Raw genomic sequence first — 18,297 nt, 5'->3', positions numbered from 1 at the left:
GATGGCTATGGAACGAATAGAGGTGAAAGGGGCAAGAGCCCACAACCTTAAAAATATTGATGTCAATATCCCGCGCGATCAGCTAGTGGTCATTACAGGTTTATCTGGTTCGGGAAAATCGTCGCTTGCCTTCGATACCATTTATGCAGAAGGTCAGCGTAGGTATGTTGAATCACTGTCGGCCTATGCACGTCAATTTCTCGGTCAAATGGACAAACCAGATGTAGATGCGATTGAAGGGCTTTCTCCAGCGATTAGTATTGACCAGAAAACGACAAGCAGGAACCCTCGATCAACCGTTGGGACAGTTACAGAAATTTATGATTACTTGCGTCTATTATATGCTCGAGTCGGAAAACCGATTTGTCCTATTCATGGGATCGAAATTACATCACAGACGATTGAGCAAATGACAGACCGTATTTTAGAGTATCCAGAACGAACGAAACTACAAGTGCTTGCTCCGATCGTATCTGGACGTAAGGGAACACACGTGAAAGTACTTGATCAAATTCGGAAGCAGGGCTACGTTCGAGTCAGAGTTGATGGCGAGATGGAGGACCTGTCAGAAGAGATTGAGCTTGAAAAGAATAAAAAGCATTCCATTGAAGTGGTGATTGATCGAATTGTCGTGAAAGAAGGCGTGGCGGCACGGTTGTCTGATTCTCTTGAAACGGCACTCCGACTTGGTGAAGGTCGTGTGATGATTGATGTGATTGGACAAGAGGAGCTGTTATTTAGTGAGCATCATGCTTGTCCGCACTGCGGATTCTCTATTGGGGAACTTGAACCAAGAATGTTCTCGTTTAATAGCCCTTTCGGTGCCTGCCCAAGCTGTGATGGGCTTGGTTCTAAACTAGAAGTAGATCCAGAGCTTGTGATTCCGAATAAGGATTTGACTTTACGTCAGCATGCCATTGCCCCATGGGAGCCTCAAAGCTCACAATATTACCCGCAGCTTCTTGAGGCGGTATGTACACACTATGGAATTGACATGGATATTCCAGTAAAAGATATTCCGACGCATTTATTTGATAAAATTTTATATGGCAGCGGCTCTGAGCTGATTTATTTTAAATATGAAAATGATTTTGGCCAGGTCCGTGAAAATGAAATCGAGTTTGAAGGTGTGCTTCGTAACATTGAACGGCGCTACAAGGAAACGAGCTCCGATTATATTCGGGAGCAAATGGAAAAATATATGGCCAATCAGCCATGCCCGACCTGTAAAGGGTATCGCCTGAAAAAAGAAACGCTTGCGGTTCTCATCAATGGCAAACATATCGGAGAAATGACCGATTTGTCTGTATCTGATGCCCTTGATTTCTATGAGAAAATTGAGTTGTCTGAGAAAGATTTGCAGATTGCCCAGCTCATTTTACGTGAAATCAAAGAGCGCTTGTCCTTCTTGAATAATGTGGGGTTAGATTATCTGACATTAAGCCGGTCTGCTGGCACATTATCAGGCGGGGAGGCGCAGCGGATTCGTTTGGCGACACAAATCGGATCAAGACTGACAGGCGTTCTTTATATTTTAGATGAACCATCGATTGGTCTGCATCAACGGGATAATGACCGGTTGATTGGGACATTGAAAAACATGCGTGATATCGGAAACACACTGATTGTCGTAGAACATGATGAAGATACGATGCTTGCCGCTGATTATCTCATTGATATTGGACCAGGTGCAGGGGTTCATGGAGGAGAAGTGATTTCAGCTGGAACGCCAGAAGAAGTCATGAAGGACCCAAAATCGTTGACTGGACAATATTTATCTGGTGAGAAATTCATCCCGCTTCCGATTGAGAGACGAAAGCCTGACGGCCGCTTCATTGAAATTAAAGGGGCAAAAGAAAACAACCTTAAAAACGTGAATGCGAAATTTCCTTTAGGTGTCTTTACCGCTGTGACGGGTGTGTCAGGATCAGGGAAAAGTACACTTGTGAATGAAATTTTATTGAAATCCCTTGCCCAAAAACTGCACAGAGCAAAAGCGAAGCCAGGACAGCACAAAGAAATCAAAGGAATGGATCACTTAGACAAAGTCATTGATATTGATCAATCTCCAATTGGCCGTACACCAAGATCCAATCCTGCTACGTATACAGGTGTATTTGATGACGTGCGGGATGTCTTTGCGCAAACCAATGAAGCGAAGGTACGAGGCTATAAAAAAGGGAGATTCAGCTTTAACGTGAAAGGTGGACGCTGCGAAGCATGTCGTGGAGATGGCATTATTAAAATTGAAATGCACTTTTTACCTGATGTATACGTGCCTTGTGAAGTGTGTCACGGGAAACGTTATAACCGTGAGACGTTAGAGGTCACGTATAAAGGGAAAAATATTTCCGATGTTCTTGAAATGACGGTAGAGGACGCACTTCAATTTTTCGAGAATATCCCGAAAATTAAGCGGAAGCTGCAAACGATCTTTGATGTTGGATTAGGATACATTACACTTGGGCAACCTGCCACGACATTGTCTGGTGGAGAGGCGCAGCGCGTGAAATTGGCATCTGAGCTTCATCGCCGTTCAAACGGAAGATCCTTGTATATTTTAGATGAACCGACAACCGGTCTTCATGTGGATGATATTGCTAGGTTGTTAAAAGTGCTCCAGCGCTTGGTCGAAAACGGGGATACGGTATTGGTCATTGAGCACAACCTTGATATTATTAAGGCTGCCGATTACCTTGTTGATCTAGGACCAGAAGGCGGTGCTGGTGGAGGAACGATTATTGCTTCAGGAACACCTGAACACATTGCTAAAGAAGAAGCTTCTTACACCGGTCGATACTTAAAACCGATTTTAGATCGTGATCGTGAGCGAATGAAACAGTTAGTCAAAGAAACAGAAAGTGTGACATCCTCATAAAGAAAAACCCCTCGGAAAGAGGGGTTTTCCTTTTATTGCACATCTTCCTTTGGCATTAAGTTACTGAGGTGCGTTAAATCCTTTAAAATATGAGTGCTGCTACTATCGAGCAGTACTTTTAAATAACGGATATCACCATACTTCGGATGAGACGGATGAATGGCCTCTAGCTCCTTGATCATATCGCTGTTCATGCTTTTCTGTTTCTGTATAAGGTCTAAAAGCGTTTGTGCCGTGTGGTTAGCATTATGATGATCTGTCAAAATAATTACCCCCTATAATGATAATCACCATCTTTTCAACATATTTTAAAGGGTAATCCATGAAGAATCTACACTTAGGTGCAAAAAGAAATAATTTGTGTCTAAGGTCATATGTAAATCGAATGAGTTTGAAACTTTTTATACGCCATAAACGTATGAGTTAGAAAGGAATTTTCATCATGAAGGAGCGAATATATATGAACAGAGATCAGTCGATCATTGCATCTATTTGTTATTTTAGTGTATTTTTCATGCCGTTTATTGTGCCGATCGTGGCATATTTTGTAGTGGATCAAAAGGAAACGAAACGGCATTCGCTGCGTGCATTGTGGTCACATGTTTTGCCAGTCGCAGCGTGTGTGCTGCTGGTTTTTGGAGCTATCCCCTTTTTATTGACGACACAGGCAAGCGACTCACTCGTTCCAGTGTTCACCGTACTTATCTTGTCCTTTTTAGTCGCCATTGGCTTTTTGATCTCTGTCATTTGGAATATCATTCAAGGTATTAAAGTGCTTCAATCCATCAAATCGTAGGAGGGCTTTGTATGAATGAAAAAGAACGCATTTTAAAATTAGTAGAAGACGGGACATTATCTGCAAAAGAAGCAATTACGCTACTTGAAAAATTAGAAGAAAATCAGTCCATTTCACTAGAAAAATCAACGGCTGATCATACCTTTCATGAAGAAAAAGCTGGCACAGAGAATAAAGGAACTGGTACTGAAAACCTCGGTGCAAAGCTGTTTGGATGGTTAGATTCGGCGGTGAAAAAGGTCAAAGATGTCGATCTTGATTTGAACTTTGGACAGTCCGTCGACGTTGAACACATTTTTCAATTCAAAGACGCGGCACTATCTCATTTAGATATTCAATTGGCAAACGGCAGTCTCAATTTGATGCCTTGGGATGATGGGGATGTTCGGGCAGAGTGTCATGCGAAAATTTACCGTGCAGAGGATGGAGAGCAGGCCAGACAGCAATTTCTTCAACATCTGGATTGCGGGCTTGAAGGGGACAAATTTTTTATCCGAACTGAAAAGAAGACCATGAAGGTCAATGTCACCCTGTATGTACCACGTATCCAATACGATAAGATCAAAGTCAAACTGTTTAATGGACCGATTCGCGGGGAAAAGCTAAAGACAAAAGAACTGGCTGCAAAAACAACAAATGGCGTCGTCTCTTTTGCCTCTTTACAAGCAGAAAAAGTCGGAATTGAAACAGCAAATGGACAAATCAAACTGGCTGATCACGAGTGTGGTATGATTGAAGTAGAAACCATTAATGGGCTCATTGACCTGCGCGGGAAAAGTGAATCAATTGATGCACAGAGCTTCAATGGGAACATTGCTGTTCAGCTGTCAGATGAGAAATGCCGTTCGATCTATGCAAAAACGACAACAGGCAGTGTGGACGTTCAGATTCCGCGTGCTTGTGCAGTGACTGCGGAGCTGAAAAGCAATCTCGGGTCGATCTCTCATGAGCTGCTTGATGCAAATATGATTAAAGAGAAAAATGAAACGCTGCAAAAAGAGAAAATGATCAAAGCCAATCAACAGGCGGAGCACAATATATCCATTTTTGCAGAAACAAAAACAGGCTCAATCCAAGTAAAGCACCAATCAGACAAGGAGTGATTCTACATGAAGAAGCTTTATCGTTCAGCGACAGATAAAAAAATAGCGGGTGTTGTCGGTGGACTTGCTGAATACTTAAGTGTCGATGCATCCCTGCTTCGTATTTTAACGGTGATCATCGGATTTATGACAGCATTTATGCCGATCTTCTTGATCTACTTCATCTGGTATTTTGTTGTTCCGGAAGAAGGCACTAACTAAATGCTTAGATGGATCGTTAGTATTTTCGTCAATGCATTACTTTTAATCGTCATTGCTGGATATTTTGATTCAGGCATTCTGCCAGGCCTTGGTAGTGTGTATATTGAAGGCTTTGGCGCAGCGATTGTAGCAAGTATTATTTTGTCCTTGCTCAATATTTTAGTGAAGCCGTTTTTGATCATTTTAACGCTGCCAGTGACAGTACTTTCACTAGGATTGTTCCTCTTTGTCATTAATGCCATCACACTGATGATGACCTCAAGCTTTATGGGAGATAGTTTTAACATTGATGGGTTTGGAACGGCCATTTGGATGGCTGTCATTTTATCCATTTTCCATCTGCTCATACAGAAAGGAATCGTGGAACCGTTAGCGAAAAAAAGCTAACGGTTTTTTTGTGTGAATTTATATCGTTTCCCCGTTCCATCTGTCATAAAAACCGTCTTCAGGAGACACAATATCCGAAGGGAGGCGGTGCACGATGGTGAATGTGAGCAGACAAATCATTCTTTTGCTTTTTTTGAGCATTCTTTTTTGTTTCAGTCAGCCTGCTTCAGCAGGATCTTTGACACAAACACAAGTGAACATACGAAATAAGCCCTTTTCACCTTTTATCTTTGATCAATTTCAAGTAGATGTCCGTCCGGTTCAAGGAAAAAAACGTGATCTTCAATTTCGGGCATCTATTAGTCAGTCAGAGCAAATTTTGTCTGCAAACTTGTACTATAAACAGAGTGATGAACTAGGATATCGATTGATCCCAATGGAACGATTGCCGGGGATGAAACCAGAATTCACAGCGAAAATCCCGACAGATCAATTGTGGAATCCAACAGTTCATTACTATACAGAATTCTTGACGCAGAAGTCTGTCATCAAAACAACCGAACAAGCAGTTCACTTAAATGGATTTGAAGAGGATCTCTCACAGATGCCTGAGCTATTGATGACAGAAATCGTCGTGAATTCAAAAAACCGCAAAGGCAAGGATGCTTTTGAATTCATCGAGGTGTATAACACAACACATGCACCCATTTCACTTCGACATTATCAGCTTCGCTATCGCAATCCAGCGCAAGGCGTGGAGATGGATGATATATATTCATTCCACACAAGTCCGATCACCATTTCTCCTGGAAAACCGTACGTATTTTGGCTTAGAAAAAAAGGACAGGAGCATTTAACGGTAGCGGATTTTAATGCGATGTACAAAAGCCATTTAAAAGAGGGCGAGCATCTATCGATCATTGAGAGTAAAGGATTGTCCAATTCTAAATCCCGCCTTGTTTCTATCACAACAAATATAGGAGAAGAGGTATCGTCGGCATCCTATCGTTTAAAGCCTTCATTGTTTAGCGAGCACAGATCGTTACTGTTCAAGTATCCAATGGATGGTACGACACAAATGAAGCTGATCTCGAAAGTGGAGGAAGAGCCGACACCCGGAAAAGTGTTAAAAGCACAAATTCCAACTGAAAAAAAAGAAATATCTCAAGATGTTCATAAACCTGTGATCGAAGACATGACAGACAATCAACCGATAAAACCAACTGAAGGCATTGAAATGAAAGCAGATGTGCAGGATGATCAGTCCGTCAAAACGGTCAAATTGCGATATCGAACCAATCGTCATGAAGATTTTAAAGAGGTGCTGCTTCAAAAGGATCATAATGATCGGCTGTTTCACTATATTATTTATTCACCTGAGCTCATCGGTAAAGATCGATTGGAATATCAGATTGAAGCGTCTGACGGCGAAAATCAAGCAATGACAATGAAAAAAACAATTGATGTGGAACAAGTAAGCAAAGCTCACGGCCTTCGATTGAATGTAGAAGAAGGAGATACGGTTTCTGGCGTATTTCACTTAAAAGCAACAGCAGATCAGAAAAAAAGCATAAAATTAATGATAGATGGAAAATCAATTCGACAAGTATTCCCTGCACTTGAAGCAGATCCATATCTTGCATTTGATGTCAAAGGGACAAATTTATATTTTAAGAATGGTGTGTCTATAGGTAAGCACTTACTTTCCATTTTTGATGATTCGACAAAAGTGTATCGCACCTATACGATACCAATACCAGAAAAACACTTAGAAAAGGCAGGTCCACAAACGATATCATTCCATGCTGGGACGAAGTCATCGCCGTTTGACCGATTTCCTGGAGAAAATCACGATGATTTTGAATTGAAAAATGTCCAGATGATTTTATCGAATGGAACTCAAATTCTGCCTCTAAATGCGAGCCAGCATGAGGAATGGAAAATGGGCGACGGTGGAAGCGCTAAGAAAGTAAGAGCATTTCAGTTTCAAATCCCGAAGCAAGCATATGCTTCAAGCTATATTCAGTGGGATACAAGAAGGCTGAAAGAAGGAGTACATGTTGTTCAGGCTAAAACCGCAGACGAATCTCAATCTGTACGTGTGAAAGTCGATAACACGGGTCCGAAAATCAAGAGTAATATACAGGCAAATGACCAATATAAAGGCGTCTTTACGTTAAAGGCAAAGGTGACGGATCGTTGGAGTGACATAGCGGAGATGAAGGCATATTTAGATGGAAAACCGATCTCTTTGCCTTATCAAACGTCCTCTAGCGAATTAGAACCTGGGGAGCACACGTTGAAGATAAAAGCAAAAGATGCCGCTGGAAACAAATCAACTTTGAAAAAGGTTTTTAAGACGGTACATGAACACCCTGAAACGCCAGAGAGAGTGTCAGATAGGACAAAAAAGGAATCATCTAAGCAAACAGTGCTAACCAATGATCCTACTAATGATCAGTTAGATTACTCCTTTTACCGTGCCTATCAATATACATCGCTGCATCCGTCCATGAAGATTTTCAAATATGCAGCGGAAACAGAGCCGCCAAAACATTTAAATGAAACAGGTGAAATGATTTTTTCTAATCGAGAAAGAAATCGCATTGCATTTGCTGATGGTAAATCAGTGGAAACGAAAGATCTACAGCATTTTCCTTATCATCGCTTTCAAATCAAGGTTCATCACGATGTACGTGAAAAGGATGTTGTCGAGGCTGTATGGAAAGGAAGCTCATTATCAGGGAGAAAGGTAACGATGTACGCTTGGAATCATCAGCAAGAAAAGTGGGATAAAATCACTCATCACTTTGCCAAGGATGAAAAGGAATTTTACCTGAAAGGGCTGCTGTCAGTCAGACAGTATATGAAAAATCAAACGTTTGATTTGCTTGTACAAGATGAGATCAGTAAGACGTTAAAGCCTTATAAGATGGTGTGGATGTCTGATACTCAATATTATGCCAGAAGTTATCCTCATATCTTCAAAAAAATGGTCGAGTGGATCAGAGATCAAAGGGACCCATTAAATATTCAATATGTGTTCCATACAGGTGATATTGTGGATGATTCAAAGGATAAGCAGTGGAATCGTGCCGATACATTTATGCGTGTGTTAGATCAGCATCATATTCCTTACGGTGTATTAGCTGGTAATCATGATGTCAGGCACAAAGACGGCCATTATAGGGAATATGGGAGATATTTTGGAGCGAAACGCTTTGAAGACAAGCCGTATTACGGTGAATCCTATCAAAACAATCGAGGTCATTATGATCTTATCTCTGCTGGTGGCAATGATTATATGATGGTGTATATGGGCTGGGGGATCAAGCAAAATGAGATTGACTGGTTAAATCGAGTCATTTCTGAACATCCAGATCGAATTGTCATTTTAAATTTCCATGAGTATTTGTTAGTGAGCGGCAATCGAAGCCCAATTGGAGATTTGATCTTCCATCAAGTGGTAAAACGTCACCCGAATATTGTCGCAGTATTTAGTGGCCACTACCACGGAGCCAGTCGAAAAGTAGATGAGATTGACGATGATCATGATGGAAAAGTGGACAGAAAAGTATATCAAATCCTTGCAGATTACCAGTCAGGTCCTGAAGGCGGTCAAGGTTTTATGCGGCTGATCACTGCAGATCAAGAAAAAAATAAACTTCATTTCACCACATACTCACCCTACTTGAATCAAGAACATTTTTATGATCCAAAAACGTATGGAGATCAAGATGAATTTTCAATTGATGTCGATTTAACACCAAAAATGAAATCCGTTAAAACCAATTATTTTGAATTGAATGTCTACACAAACGTTCTTCTTGGAGAAGTCAAAGGTGTGAAAAGTGGTAAAAAAGCAACCTTTGAATGGAAAGGGTTAAAGCCAAATCAAGAATATTATTGGTACACTGTCGCAAAAGACCGTTTCGAAGGGAAAGCGATTTCTCCTATATGGAAAATTCATACAAAAAAATGATGATCAATCAACATTTCTTAGGAAATAAAAAACTGTGCTTTCAAGAGCACAGTTTTATCTTTCCATTGTGTGAGTGAGCTTGTATCGATCCCCTCTATAAACGGACATGACATACTCGAATGGAAGGTCATTTTGAAAATAAGTTGTTCTTGCAATGGAGAGAACAGGGTCCCCTAATGAAATAGACAGCACGTTAGCTTCTTCCTTTGATGCAACATTGGCTTCAAGCTCCTGCTTGGCATGGGCGATGGTTAGACCTGTGTTCGCTTCTATATATTCATATAAAGATCCAGTTAAATGTTCCTTTGTGAGCTCGCCAGCAAATTTTTCAGGAATATAACTCGTTTCAATAGCCATTGGTTCATCGTTTGCAAGGCGGATTCGTTTTAATTCATAGACATCTTCACTGTTCGACAGCTGTAATGATTGCAGCAAGTGCTCTGGGCATGCGACTTTTTTGAAATCAATCAACTGACTTGAAGCTTTAAGCCCACGTTGACGCATATCTTCTGTAAAGCTTGTTAAGCCCTGAAGCGGTTGTTCAAATTTCTTTCGGCTAACAAATGTTCCTTTTCCTTTTTGCCGGTATAAATATCCTTCGTTCACAAGGTTCGATAAGGCTTGTCTGACAGTCATTCGGCTAATACCAAAGCGTTCGGCATATTCTCTTTCAGAAGGAATGAGTGTATCAGGTGCTAACGTTCCATCCTCAATCTGCTTTTTCAAGTTCTCCATAATCTGATGGTACATGGGGATAGGTGACTGCTTATCAATAAACATGTGAAAATCCTCTCGTGTTTAGCGTAGTGAACCAGCTTCTCGATCAATAAAAATCGTCACATCTTCATGAAGTTTCAGAGCAGATGCAGGGAAGTCTGGGTGAATTTCAGTTCGTTCTAAATATTGTATCACGTCCGCTTTTGATTTTCCTGATGCGAGAAGGAGAATTTTTTTACTTGAAAGAATGCTTGCAATTCCCATTGTAATGGCATGTGTAGGTACCTCATCTATAGAAGAAAAGTACCTTGCATTGGCTTGGCGAGTGTGTTCATCTAATTGGACGACATGCGTCTTTGAGTCAAAAGGAGTACCAGGTTCATTAAACCCGATATGTCCATTTTGTCCGATACCAAGTAGCTGAAGATCAATACCCCCTAAATCTTCAATGAGCTGATCATACCTTAAGCACTCTTCTTCCAAGTGAGCAGCAGCACCATTGGGGAGGAAATATTGATCTGATGGGAGATCAATATGGTCGAATAAATGACGCTTCATGTAAGTCATATAACTATTTTCATGATTTGGATCAATTCCCACGTACTCATCCAGATTCACTGTTCTTGCTTGTTTGAAAGACAATTGTTCTGTTTGATGCAACTGAATTAACTCTTTATAAGTATCAATTGGTGTACCGCCAGTTGCCAGACCGAGAACCGCATCTGTTTTTGATTTAATGGTACGTGCAATGAAAGCAGCTGCTGCTTTTCCTAATTGATCTTTATCTGCAAATTCGATGATGTTCATCAGTGTGTGGCCTCCTTTTTTTCATAAACGATTTGTCCATGGCAGATCGTCATCATGAGTTCGCCAGCTTCATCCCAAATGACCAAGTCTGCCAGTTTTCCAACTTCGATCGAACCGAGCTGATGATCGATCCCGAGCTGAGTGGCTGCATTTGTTGAGGTCATTTGAGCAATTTCTATCCATCCACATTGTGTGATCTGTCTCATACGTTTTACCCCATCTTTCATTTGTAAAATCGATCCTGCAAGTGTTCCATCTGCTAGCAATGCTTTTTCACCGCTGACTGTCACAGTCTGTCCGCCAAATTCGTAGGTTCCCTCTCCAAGTCCTTTTGCACGCATTGAGTCTGTAATCATGATCAAACGTTCACTACTCTTTGCCAAATACGCAAGCTTTACGGAAAGAGGATGTGAATGAATGCCATCTGTAATCAGCTCAGTCAAAAGCTTTTCGTTTGTAAGCGCAGCCCCTGCAACATTTGGCTCACGATGCTGAAATGAACTCATCGCATTATAAAGATGCGTGACATGACGCGCGCCGTGCTTTGCTGCTAGTTCAATCATGTCATGAGGAGCATTTGTATGTCCAATAGAAGGAATGATATTTTTTTCTTTTAGCAGGGAAAGAAATGCAAAATCAGTATCTTCCTCAGGTGCAAAAGTGACAATTCGAATCAGCTGATCAGATGCACTCAGCCATTTCTCAAAAAGAGGAAGGTTAGCCTGTGTAATCCATTGAGCAGGCTGCGCTCCAGCTTTATCTTTAGAAATAAAAGGACCTTCTAGATGAATGCCTAAACATTGTGCCTGACTTCCAGCTTGCTTTTTATTATAGGGTCTCCACTGTGCGACATTTTTAAGTGCTTGCTCAATCTCTTGGTGATTTTGTGTAATGGTTGTTGCTAAAAAGCTTGTCGTTCCTTCTGCGGGTAAGTGATCAGCAAGTGTATTCATGGCTTCTGGTGTGGCATCCATCATATCTGCACCATATCCCCCATGGATGTGAATATCAATCATTCCGGGGAGTAAATAAAAGTTTTCCCGGGAAATATATACTTTTTCATAATTTCCTGTCGGCGGTGATGTTGAAATATAGTCGATTTTGCCATCGCGTAAACCGACAAAACCGTTTTCAATGATTTCTGTCTTTGTCACAATATGAATATTGGAGAGCAATAAAGAACTGCTCATGATTGTGCCCCCTTATTCTCGTCGTTAGATTCAGTTTACCTTTTTTAAGTATAGTTGTCTATACCAGTAAATGTGAAGAAACAGGATCAGGATAAAATACTATTTTGGGTTCATCATTGAAAGTGATAAAATAGAGCTGTATTTCTGAAACGCCTGCGATAAAAGGAGGAAGAAGCGTGCCGAAAGTTCGTACGAAGGACATAATGGAACAATTTCATCTTGAACTGGTAAGTGGGGAAGAAGGGATTAATCGTCCCATTACAATCAGTGATCTTTCCAGACCAGGTATTGAAATGGCTGGATATTTTACATATTACCCAAAAGAAAGAGTTCAACTTTTAGGGAAGACAGAGCTTTCTTTTTTTGAACAGCTCCCAGAACGCGAACGAAAGCAGAGGATGATGTCTCTTTGTACAGATATTACCCCTGCCATCATTTTGTCACGAGATCGTGAAGTACCAAAGGAATTGATCGAAGCTTCAAACGAAAATGGAGTGCCGGTTTTACGCTCAAGCTTAAAGACGACAAGACTTTCGAGTCGATTAACGAACTTCTTAGAAAGCAAGCTTGCACCAACGACTGCGATTCATGGCGTACTCGTGGATGTATATGGTGTAGGTGTGCTGTTAATTGGAAAAAGTGGCGTAGGTAAAAGTGAAACGGCTTTAGAACTAGTGAAGAGAGGACACAGGCTGGTTGCAGACGATTGCGTGGAAATCAGGCAAGAGGATCAGGATACGTTAGTTGGAAGCGCACCAGAGCTGATTGAGCACCTTCTAGAAATCCGTGGATTAGGCATTATTAATGTGATGACCTTATTTGGAGCGGGCGCTGTCAGAAGCTATAAGAGAATTACGATTGTTATGAACCTTGAGCTTTGGGAACAAGGCAAACAGTATGACCGTTTAGGACTTGAGGAAGAAAAAATGCGGATCATCGATACAGATGTACCCAAGCTGACCATCCCTGTACGTCCGGGACGAAATTTAGCGGTCATCATCGAGGTAGCTGCTATGAACTTCAGATTGAAACGAATGGGACATAATGCAGCGGAACAATTTACAAGTAAACTTGCCGATGTCATTGAAGACAATGGCCAGGATGAATAGGAGCTGTCTATATGAATGAAGCAATTCAACCAATTGATCCGATTGCTTTTCAGCTCGGACCTATTTCGGTTCATTGGTATGGTGTGATTATTGGGGTCGGAGCGCTGCTTGGACTCTGGCTCGCATTAAGGGAGTGTGAAAAAAGAGGCATCAATAAAGATATGTTTATTGATCTCATCTTATTTGCCATTCCTATCGCCATTATTTGTGCACGAATTTATTATGTATCCTTTGAATGGGATTATTATCAGCAGCACACAAATGAAATCATCAAGATTTGGAATGGCGGAATTGCCATACATGGTGGACTGATAGGGGCGGTGCTGACAGCGATTGTCTTTACTAAAGTGAGAAAGGTGTCCTTTTGGAAAATCGCCGATGTCGCAGCGCCTAGTATTTTACTAGGGCAAGCCATCGGGCGCTGGGGGAACTTTATTAATCAGGAAGCACATGGTGAGGCTGTTTCAAGAGCCTTTTTAGAAAATTTGCACCTGCCTGAGTTTATTATTAATCAGATGTACATTGACGGGACCTACTATCACCCTACGTTCTTATATGAATCATTATGGAATATCGCAGGCGTTTTGATATTAATCTTATTACGTAGAACATCATTGCGTCGAGGCGAAATGTTCTTGTCGTATTTAATCTGGTATTCAATCGGTCGTTTCTTCATTGAAGGAATGAGAACAGACAGCTTAATGCTGACTGAGCACCTTCGAATTGCACAGATGATTTCAATTGCTATATTTGCAGTGGCTGTTTTGCTGATTGTGTTTAGAAGAATCAAGGGATATGCATCTATACCGTATAAAGAGAACAACTCATCAAATTAAGAGCAAGGGGGATAAGAGATGGGGGAGACATGGAAAAACGGCTTGAAAGCAGGGTTATCGACAACTTGGACACTTGGAAAAGTCATTTTTCCGGTTACCATTCTCGTTAGTATCTTGCAGCATACACCTGTGATGGATTGGATTATACAATTCATCCGTCCATTTATGGGTCTGTTTGGTCTTTCAGGGGAAGCGGCCATTCCGCTTGTTTTAGGAAATATGCTGAACTTGTATGCGGGTATTGCAGCCATCTTGACATTAGAGCTCCCGGTGAAGGAAGTGTTCATTTTAGCGGTCATGCTCTCTTTTTGTCACAACTTGATCATCGAATCAACAGTGGCGGCGAAGGTTGGGCTGCGGGTGTCTGTCATTTTGCTAGTCAGAATCAGTCTTGCCGTCGTGTCAGCAGTTGTCATTCATCTCGTATGGCAGGGAGGCGAGGAGCCGGCGCAATATGGTTTGCTGACAGCTGCTCAGTCGGCTGATGTGCCTTCTAGCTGGTATATGATCGTACTTCTTGCTTTACAGAAAGCTGTTCTTGGTGTGCTGCAGCTAGCTTGTATTGTCATTCCTCTCATGATCATCATTCAATTCATGAGAGACTTAGGGTGGCTCCATACGCTGTCTAAGTGGCTGTCTCCTTTTACGAGAATGCTTGGAATGAAAGAAAATACGTCTATGACGATGGTGGCTGGTTTAACCATTGGTCTTGCCTACGGGGCAGGCGTCATGATGAAGGCAGTGGAAGAGGACGGTGTCAGCAAAAAGGATTTAACGCTTGCTTTCATTTTCCTTGTGGCGTGTCATGCGGTGGTCGAAGATACACTCATTTTCATTCCATTAGGTATTCCAGTATGGCCGCTTCTTCTTATTCGCCTTATTTCTGCTATTTTATTGACAGCTGCCATCAGCTATATTTGGCGGAGGCGGGAACATGCAGCTGTTAGAAAGGAAGCTATATGAACCAATCAACTATTAACACAGTGCTATTTGATTTAGATGGCACATTAATCAATACAAATGAATTAATTATTGCTTCATTTCAGCATACGCTTGATCATTATTACCCTGGTCAATACAGCCGTGAGGATATCCTTCATTTCATTGGTCCATCATTATTTGATACATTCTCTGCAATGGATCCGAATCTGACAGATGATATGATCCAGATGTATCGAACGTTTAATCATGAACAGCATGATCTGCTTGTGACGGAGTATGAGACGGTGTTAGACACGTTGAAAATTCTTCAGGATCAGGGATTTAAGCTTGGTATTGTGACAACAAAAATCCGTGATACGGTCTTAATGGGATTAAAGCTGACTGGATTGGAGCCATTTTTTGAGGTCATTGTCACACTTGATGATGTACAAAATGAAAAGCCGCATCCAGAACCAGTTCAACTGGCATTATCCAAGCTCGGCAGTGATCCGCATGAGGCGATCATGGTTGGTGATAATTATCACGACATTTTATCTGGTCAAGCGGCAGGGACGAAAACAGCAGGTGTTGCTTGGTCTATTAAGGGAGAAGAAGCCCTGTTAAAGCATCGCCCAGATTATATGCTGCAGAAAATGAGTGATCTCTTGGCGATTGTTGGAGCTGATTAAGTTGAGAAAAACAGATCGTTATGCTGTCAAAGGGGTTAATTCGCTTAGACAAGTCTATCGGACGGTCCCCTTTCTCAAGGTTGTGAAAAACTTCATCTTTATTCAACTGGCAAGGTATACGCCTTTTATGGGAATGAAAAATTGGATTTATCGCACCTTCCTTCGAATGAAAGTCGGGGAGGATACGGCGTTTGCTTTAATGGTGATGGTCGATCTCATGTTTCCTGAGAAAATCACTGTCGGTCGAAATAGTGTGATTGGCTATAACACAACCATTTTGTCCCATGAGTATTTGATTAAAGAGTATAGGCTTGGGGAAGTCTATATTGGTGATGAAGTGTTAATTGGAGCAAATTCAACGATCCTACCTGGAGTGACAATTGGTGATGGTGCGATTGTATCGGCGGGAACTCTTGTGAACAAAGATGTTCCGGCAGGCTCCTTTGTTGGAGGAAATCCAATGCGGATGATTTATACGAAAGAGGAAATGGAAGCACGTCAATCTTCGTCTGCTGAGTAGCTCGGCAGACTTTTTTGTTGACATTCTAACATGGTGTAACTATAATGATTACAACAGAGGTGAGAAAACATGAAAATCAGCAGCAGATTTACTGTCGCTGTCCATATTCTGGCCTTGCTATCACTTGAAAAAGGTTCTTTACAGACATCGGAGGATATCGCAGGAAGTGTCAATACAAATCCAGTGGTGATTCGCCGTATCATGAGTAAGCTCAAAAAAGCAGGCCTAATCTCAACGAGTCTTGGCAAAGGCGGTTCTCAATTGAACCGAAGTGAGGATGACATCACACTGCTCGATGTGTATAAAGCGGTTGAAGTGGTGGATGAGGGAGAGTTGTTTCAAATTCATGAAAGCCCAAACCCTGACTGTCCGATCGGTGCCAATATTCAAGCTGTACTAGAATTAATTTTGTGCCGTGCTCAAAGTGCGATGGAGCAAGTGCTTGCTGAGATCAAATTAAGTGAATTAACGCAGGTTTTAATCAAAAAAATTGGATGATCTATTCAATTTTTTTTACCTCTGTTGTAACTATTGCGGTTACATCTTAAGCGATCAAAATAACCTTATATTGTAGGAGGAATTTACATGAACATTGGAATCATTGGCGCAACAGGTAAAGCAGGACAACACATTTTAAAAGAAGCTCAATCGAGAGGGCACGAAGTAACGGCAATCGTTCGAGATGCACAAAAAGTGACTAATTCATCAGCAGCTGTTTTAGAAAAGGATGTTTTTCACTTAGAGGCAGGAGACGTCAAAGGTTTTGATGTGATCGTAAACGCATTTGGTGCGCCAGCAGGACAAGAGCACCTTCATGTAGAAGCAGGGAAAAAACTCATTCATCTCTTGAAAGAGACACCAGAAACGCGTTTAATCGTTGTGGGAGGTGCTGGAAGTTTATTTGTAGATGAGGCCAAAACAACTAGACTGATGGACACACCGGAGTTTCCAAAGGAATACCTTGCTACTGCTTCACACCAAGGAGAAAACTTAAAAGATCTTCAAAAGACCGAAGGATTAAATTGGACATTTTTAAGTCCAGCAGCCTTCTTTAATCCAGCAGGCAAACGGACAGGTGCTTATGTGAAAGGCAAAGACCATCTTATCGTCAATTCAAAGGGTGACAGCTATGTGAGTTATGCTGACTACGCCGTTGCGCTTGTCGATGAGATAGAACAAGCTGCTCATGTTGGAGAACGTTTTACTGTGGTTTCTGAAGCAGAATAAGAAATTAAAAACCCCGCTATTTAGCGGGGTTTTATGCTTTAATGATAATCGCCTGGCTGCCCATCTGTTTCCAAGAATCCTCAAACTGTTCACGATCGACTTTTTGATTCTTCTCTCCGTATGGGTTATTTAAGTAGACATGATCTTTGTCATAGCCAGTGATGACGACGCTATGCATATTAAAGCTGATATCTATTTTCCCATTTGGTGTATTCCATGTTTCAATGTTATCTGTTTTGGCAAAGGTCGAAGTGGTAATGACCCAGACAGGATAACCTTTTTCAAGTGATTGATAGATGGCCTTTTTGACTGGCTTGCCGGTTAAGTCAACGGCTTGATTACCTACATATTTTTTCGCAAGCTGATAAATGGGTTCGTGGTACACACCAAGACCTGGCCCATTCTCCATATCGCCTACAAACCCGTCATGAGGGTCTCCTTTTAAGCCATTCTCATAATTGAGTGGGATACGCTTCATCTCGTTTGCCAATGCGTTTTTCGTTATATGCTCATAGCCGCTGTAATGAAGAAGCATGGCTAAGCTCGTGACTTCGCATCCGTTATAAAGCTTTGGTGCATCCATTTGATTAAAGAGGATGACGTCCATGGCTTTTTTATTTCCTTTTAAACTAGAATGTGTCGTTTCTGTTTTCTTCGTAGAACGTGTTTCTTCTGCTGCTAGTGCGGTATCATTTTCTTTTTCTTTGGCTTCTTGCGGTGACGTTGTTTTCTTGACTTGGTCGAATTGTGAAACGTAAATAAAGCCGAAATAAACAAGACATGCGCACAACAAAGTTAAGATTAATGTCTGGATGAATTTCACTGTAATCTCCTGTGTTATTCAATATTTTTAAGTATTATAGCATGTTCCTAAAGCAAAGAGATCAAAAAGGATTAGGTGTCATTTTAATGTAATATATGAACAAATGATTAAGGAAAAAAAGGGGAAAATAAAAATGATTGATTTAATCACTTTATTTTGTTAGCATATTAT

Annotated in this window: 18 protein-coding genes; 13 read left to right on the top strand and 5 right to left on the bottom strand. The window is 41.2% G+C overall.

Features of this window, described 5'->3' with window-relative positions; all coding sequences use genetic code 11:
* Position 1 precedes the first annotated feature (1 nt).
* Positions 2 to 2,878, top strand: a complete 2,877-nt coding sequence (gene uvrA / locus ACSBQP_RS10775; RefSeq protein WP_035389637.1) for an excinuclease ABC subunit UvrA — start codon at positions 2 to 4, stop codon at positions 2,876 to 2,878.
* 32 nt (positions 2,879 to 2,910) lie between these two features.
* Here the strand turns inward: uvrA and ACSBQP_RS10770 are convergent, their stop codons facing one another.
* Entirely contained in the window at positions 2,911 to 3,141 is a 231-nt protein-coding gene (locus ACSBQP_RS10770) for a hypothetical protein (RefSeq protein ID WP_008348188.1), read from the bottom strand.
* A 197-nt stretch (positions 3,142 to 3,338) separates the two neighbouring features.
* Here ACSBQP_RS10770 and ACSBQP_RS10765 point away from each other — a divergent pair, with 197 nt between their 5' ends.
* The 5 genes from ACSBQP_RS10765 to ACSBQP_RS10745 all read left to right on the top strand — a co-directional run bounded on the left by ACSBQP_RS10765 (position 3,339) and on the right by ACSBQP_RS10745 (position 9,287).
* Positions 3,339 to 3,674 (top strand): hypothetical protein, encoded by a 336-nt coding sequence (locus ACSBQP_RS10765; RefSeq protein WP_008348186.1) that lies wholly within the window; start codon positions 3,339 to 3,341, stop codon positions 3,672 to 3,674.
* A gap of 11 nt (positions 3,675 to 3,685) precedes the next feature.
* Entirely contained in the window at positions 3,686 to 4,777 is a 1,092-nt protein-coding gene (locus tag ACSBQP_RS10760) for a DUF4097 family beta strand repeat-containing protein (RefSeq protein WP_007500040.1), read from the top strand.
* A 6-nt stretch (positions 4,778 to 4,783) separates the two neighbouring features.
* Complete coding sequence (locus ACSBQP_RS10755) at positions 4,784 to 4,978, top strand: PspC domain-containing protein (protein ID WP_008348183.1); 195 nt, start codon at positions 4,784 to 4,786, stop codon at positions 4,976 to 4,978.
* Positions 4,979 to 5,365, top strand: coding sequence for a phage holin family protein (locus ACSBQP_RS10750; protein WP_007500042.1), 387 nt, complete (start codon positions 4,979 to 4,981; stop codon positions 5,363 to 5,365). It abuts the gene before it with no gap.
* A gap of 94 nt (positions 5,366 to 5,459) precedes the next feature.
* Positions 5,460 to 9,287 carry a metallophosphoesterase gene (locus tag ACSBQP_RS10745; RefSeq protein WP_435028397.1) on the top strand — a complete coding sequence of 1,276 codons (3,828 nt, stop codon included), beginning with the start codon at positions 5,460 to 5,462 and terminating at the stop codon, positions 9,285 to 9,287.
* A gap of 54 nt (positions 9,288 to 9,341) precedes the next feature.
* Here ACSBQP_RS10745 and ACSBQP_RS10740 read toward each other — a convergent pair whose 3' ends face one another.
* From ACSBQP_RS10740 to nagA, 3 genes are read right to left on the bottom strand one after another with little or no spacing between them, the layout of a single operon-like run.
* Positions 9,342 to 10,067 carry a GntR family transcriptional regulator gene (locus tag ACSBQP_RS10740; protein WP_017357890.1) on the bottom strand — a complete coding sequence of 242 codons (726 nt, stop codon included), beginning with the start codon at positions 10,065 to 10,067 and terminating at the stop codon, positions 9,342 to 9,344.
* Between the two features lie 18 nt (positions 10,068 to 10,085).
* Positions 10,086 to 10,811, bottom strand: a complete 726-nt coding sequence (gene nagB, locus ACSBQP_RS10735; RefSeq protein WP_035389633.1) for a glucosamine-6-phosphate deaminase — start codon at positions 10,809 to 10,811, stop codon at positions 10,086 to 10,088.
* Complete coding sequence (nagA, locus tag ACSBQP_RS10730; RefSeq protein ID WP_035389630.1) at positions 10,811 to 12,001, bottom strand: N-acetylglucosamine-6-phosphate deacetylase; 1,191 nt, start codon at positions 11,999 to 12,001, stop codon at positions 10,811 to 10,813. The genes nagB and nagA overlap by 1 nt, the downstream gene beginning before the upstream one ends.
* A 176-nt stretch (positions 12,002 to 12,177) precedes the next feature.
* Here nagA and hprK point away from each other — a divergent pair, with 176 nt between their 5' ends.
* From hprK to ACSBQP_RS10695, 7 genes are all read left to right on the top strand, one after another.
* Entirely contained in the window at positions 12,178 to 13,110 is a 933-nt protein-coding gene (gene hprK / locus ACSBQP_RS10725) for an HPr(Ser) kinase/phosphatase (RefSeq protein ID WP_003212943.1), read from the top strand.
* An 11-nt stretch (positions 13,111 to 13,121) separates the two neighbouring features.
* On the top strand, positions 13,122 to 13,946 hold the full coding sequence (lgt, locus tag ACSBQP_RS10720) for a prolipoprotein diacylglyceryl transferase (RefSeq protein ID WP_008348168.1): 825 nt from the start codon (positions 13,122 to 13,124) through the stop codon (positions 13,944 to 13,946).
* A gap of 18 nt (positions 13,947 to 13,964) precedes the next feature.
* Positions 13,965 to 14,909, top strand: a complete 945-nt coding sequence (locus ACSBQP_RS10715; protein WP_008348167.1) for a nucleoside recognition domain-containing protein — start codon at positions 13,965 to 13,967, stop codon at positions 14,907 to 14,909.
* Positions 14,906 to 15,556: a pyrophosphatase PpaX gene (gene ppaX / locus ACSBQP_RS10710; protein WP_007500058.1), complete on the top strand. Its 651-nt coding sequence runs from the start codon at positions 14,906 to 14,908 to the stop codon at positions 15,554 to 15,556. Before ACSBQP_RS10715 ends, ppaX begins: the two co-directional genes overlap by 4 nt.
* 1 nt (position 15,557) lies before the next feature.
* Positions 15,558 to 16,076, top strand: coding sequence for an acyltransferase (locus tag ACSBQP_RS10705; RefSeq protein ID WP_008348165.1), 519 nt, complete (start codon positions 15,558 to 15,560; stop codon positions 16,074 to 16,076).
* A gap of 69 nt (positions 16,077 to 16,145) precedes the next feature.
* Positions 16,146 to 16,574 (top strand): Rrf2 family transcriptional regulator, encoded by a 429-nt coding sequence (locus tag ACSBQP_RS10700; RefSeq protein WP_003213266.1) that lies wholly within the window; start codon positions 16,146 to 16,148, stop codon positions 16,572 to 16,574.
* An 87-nt stretch (positions 16,575 to 16,661) separates the two neighbouring features.
* A complete protein-coding gene (locus ACSBQP_RS10695; RefSeq protein WP_435028396.1) occupies positions 16,662 to 17,303 on the top strand; it encodes an NAD(P)-dependent oxidoreductase in 642 nt (213 codons plus the stop codon).
* A 31-nt stretch (positions 17,304 to 17,334) separates the two neighbouring features.
* On the opposite strand, the gene ACSBQP_RS10690 is transcribed toward ACSBQP_RS10695, so the two are convergent.
* On the bottom strand, positions 17,335 to 18,126 hold the full coding sequence (locus tag ACSBQP_RS10690) for a C39 family peptidase (RefSeq protein WP_098680733.1): 792 nt from the start codon (positions 18,124 to 18,126) through the stop codon (positions 17,335 to 17,337).
* Between the last annotated feature and the right edge of the window lie 171 nt (positions 18,127 to 18,297).

The sequence above is a fragment of the Bacillus sp. G402 genome (assembly GCF_051172515.1).
GTDB classification, from domain to species: Bacteria; Bacillota; Bacilli; order Bacillales; family Bacillaceae; genus Bacillus; species Bacillus altitudinis.
The sequence above is the reverse complement of the archived record's forward strand: the minus strand, read 5'-3'. Positions and strand labels throughout refer to the sequence as shown.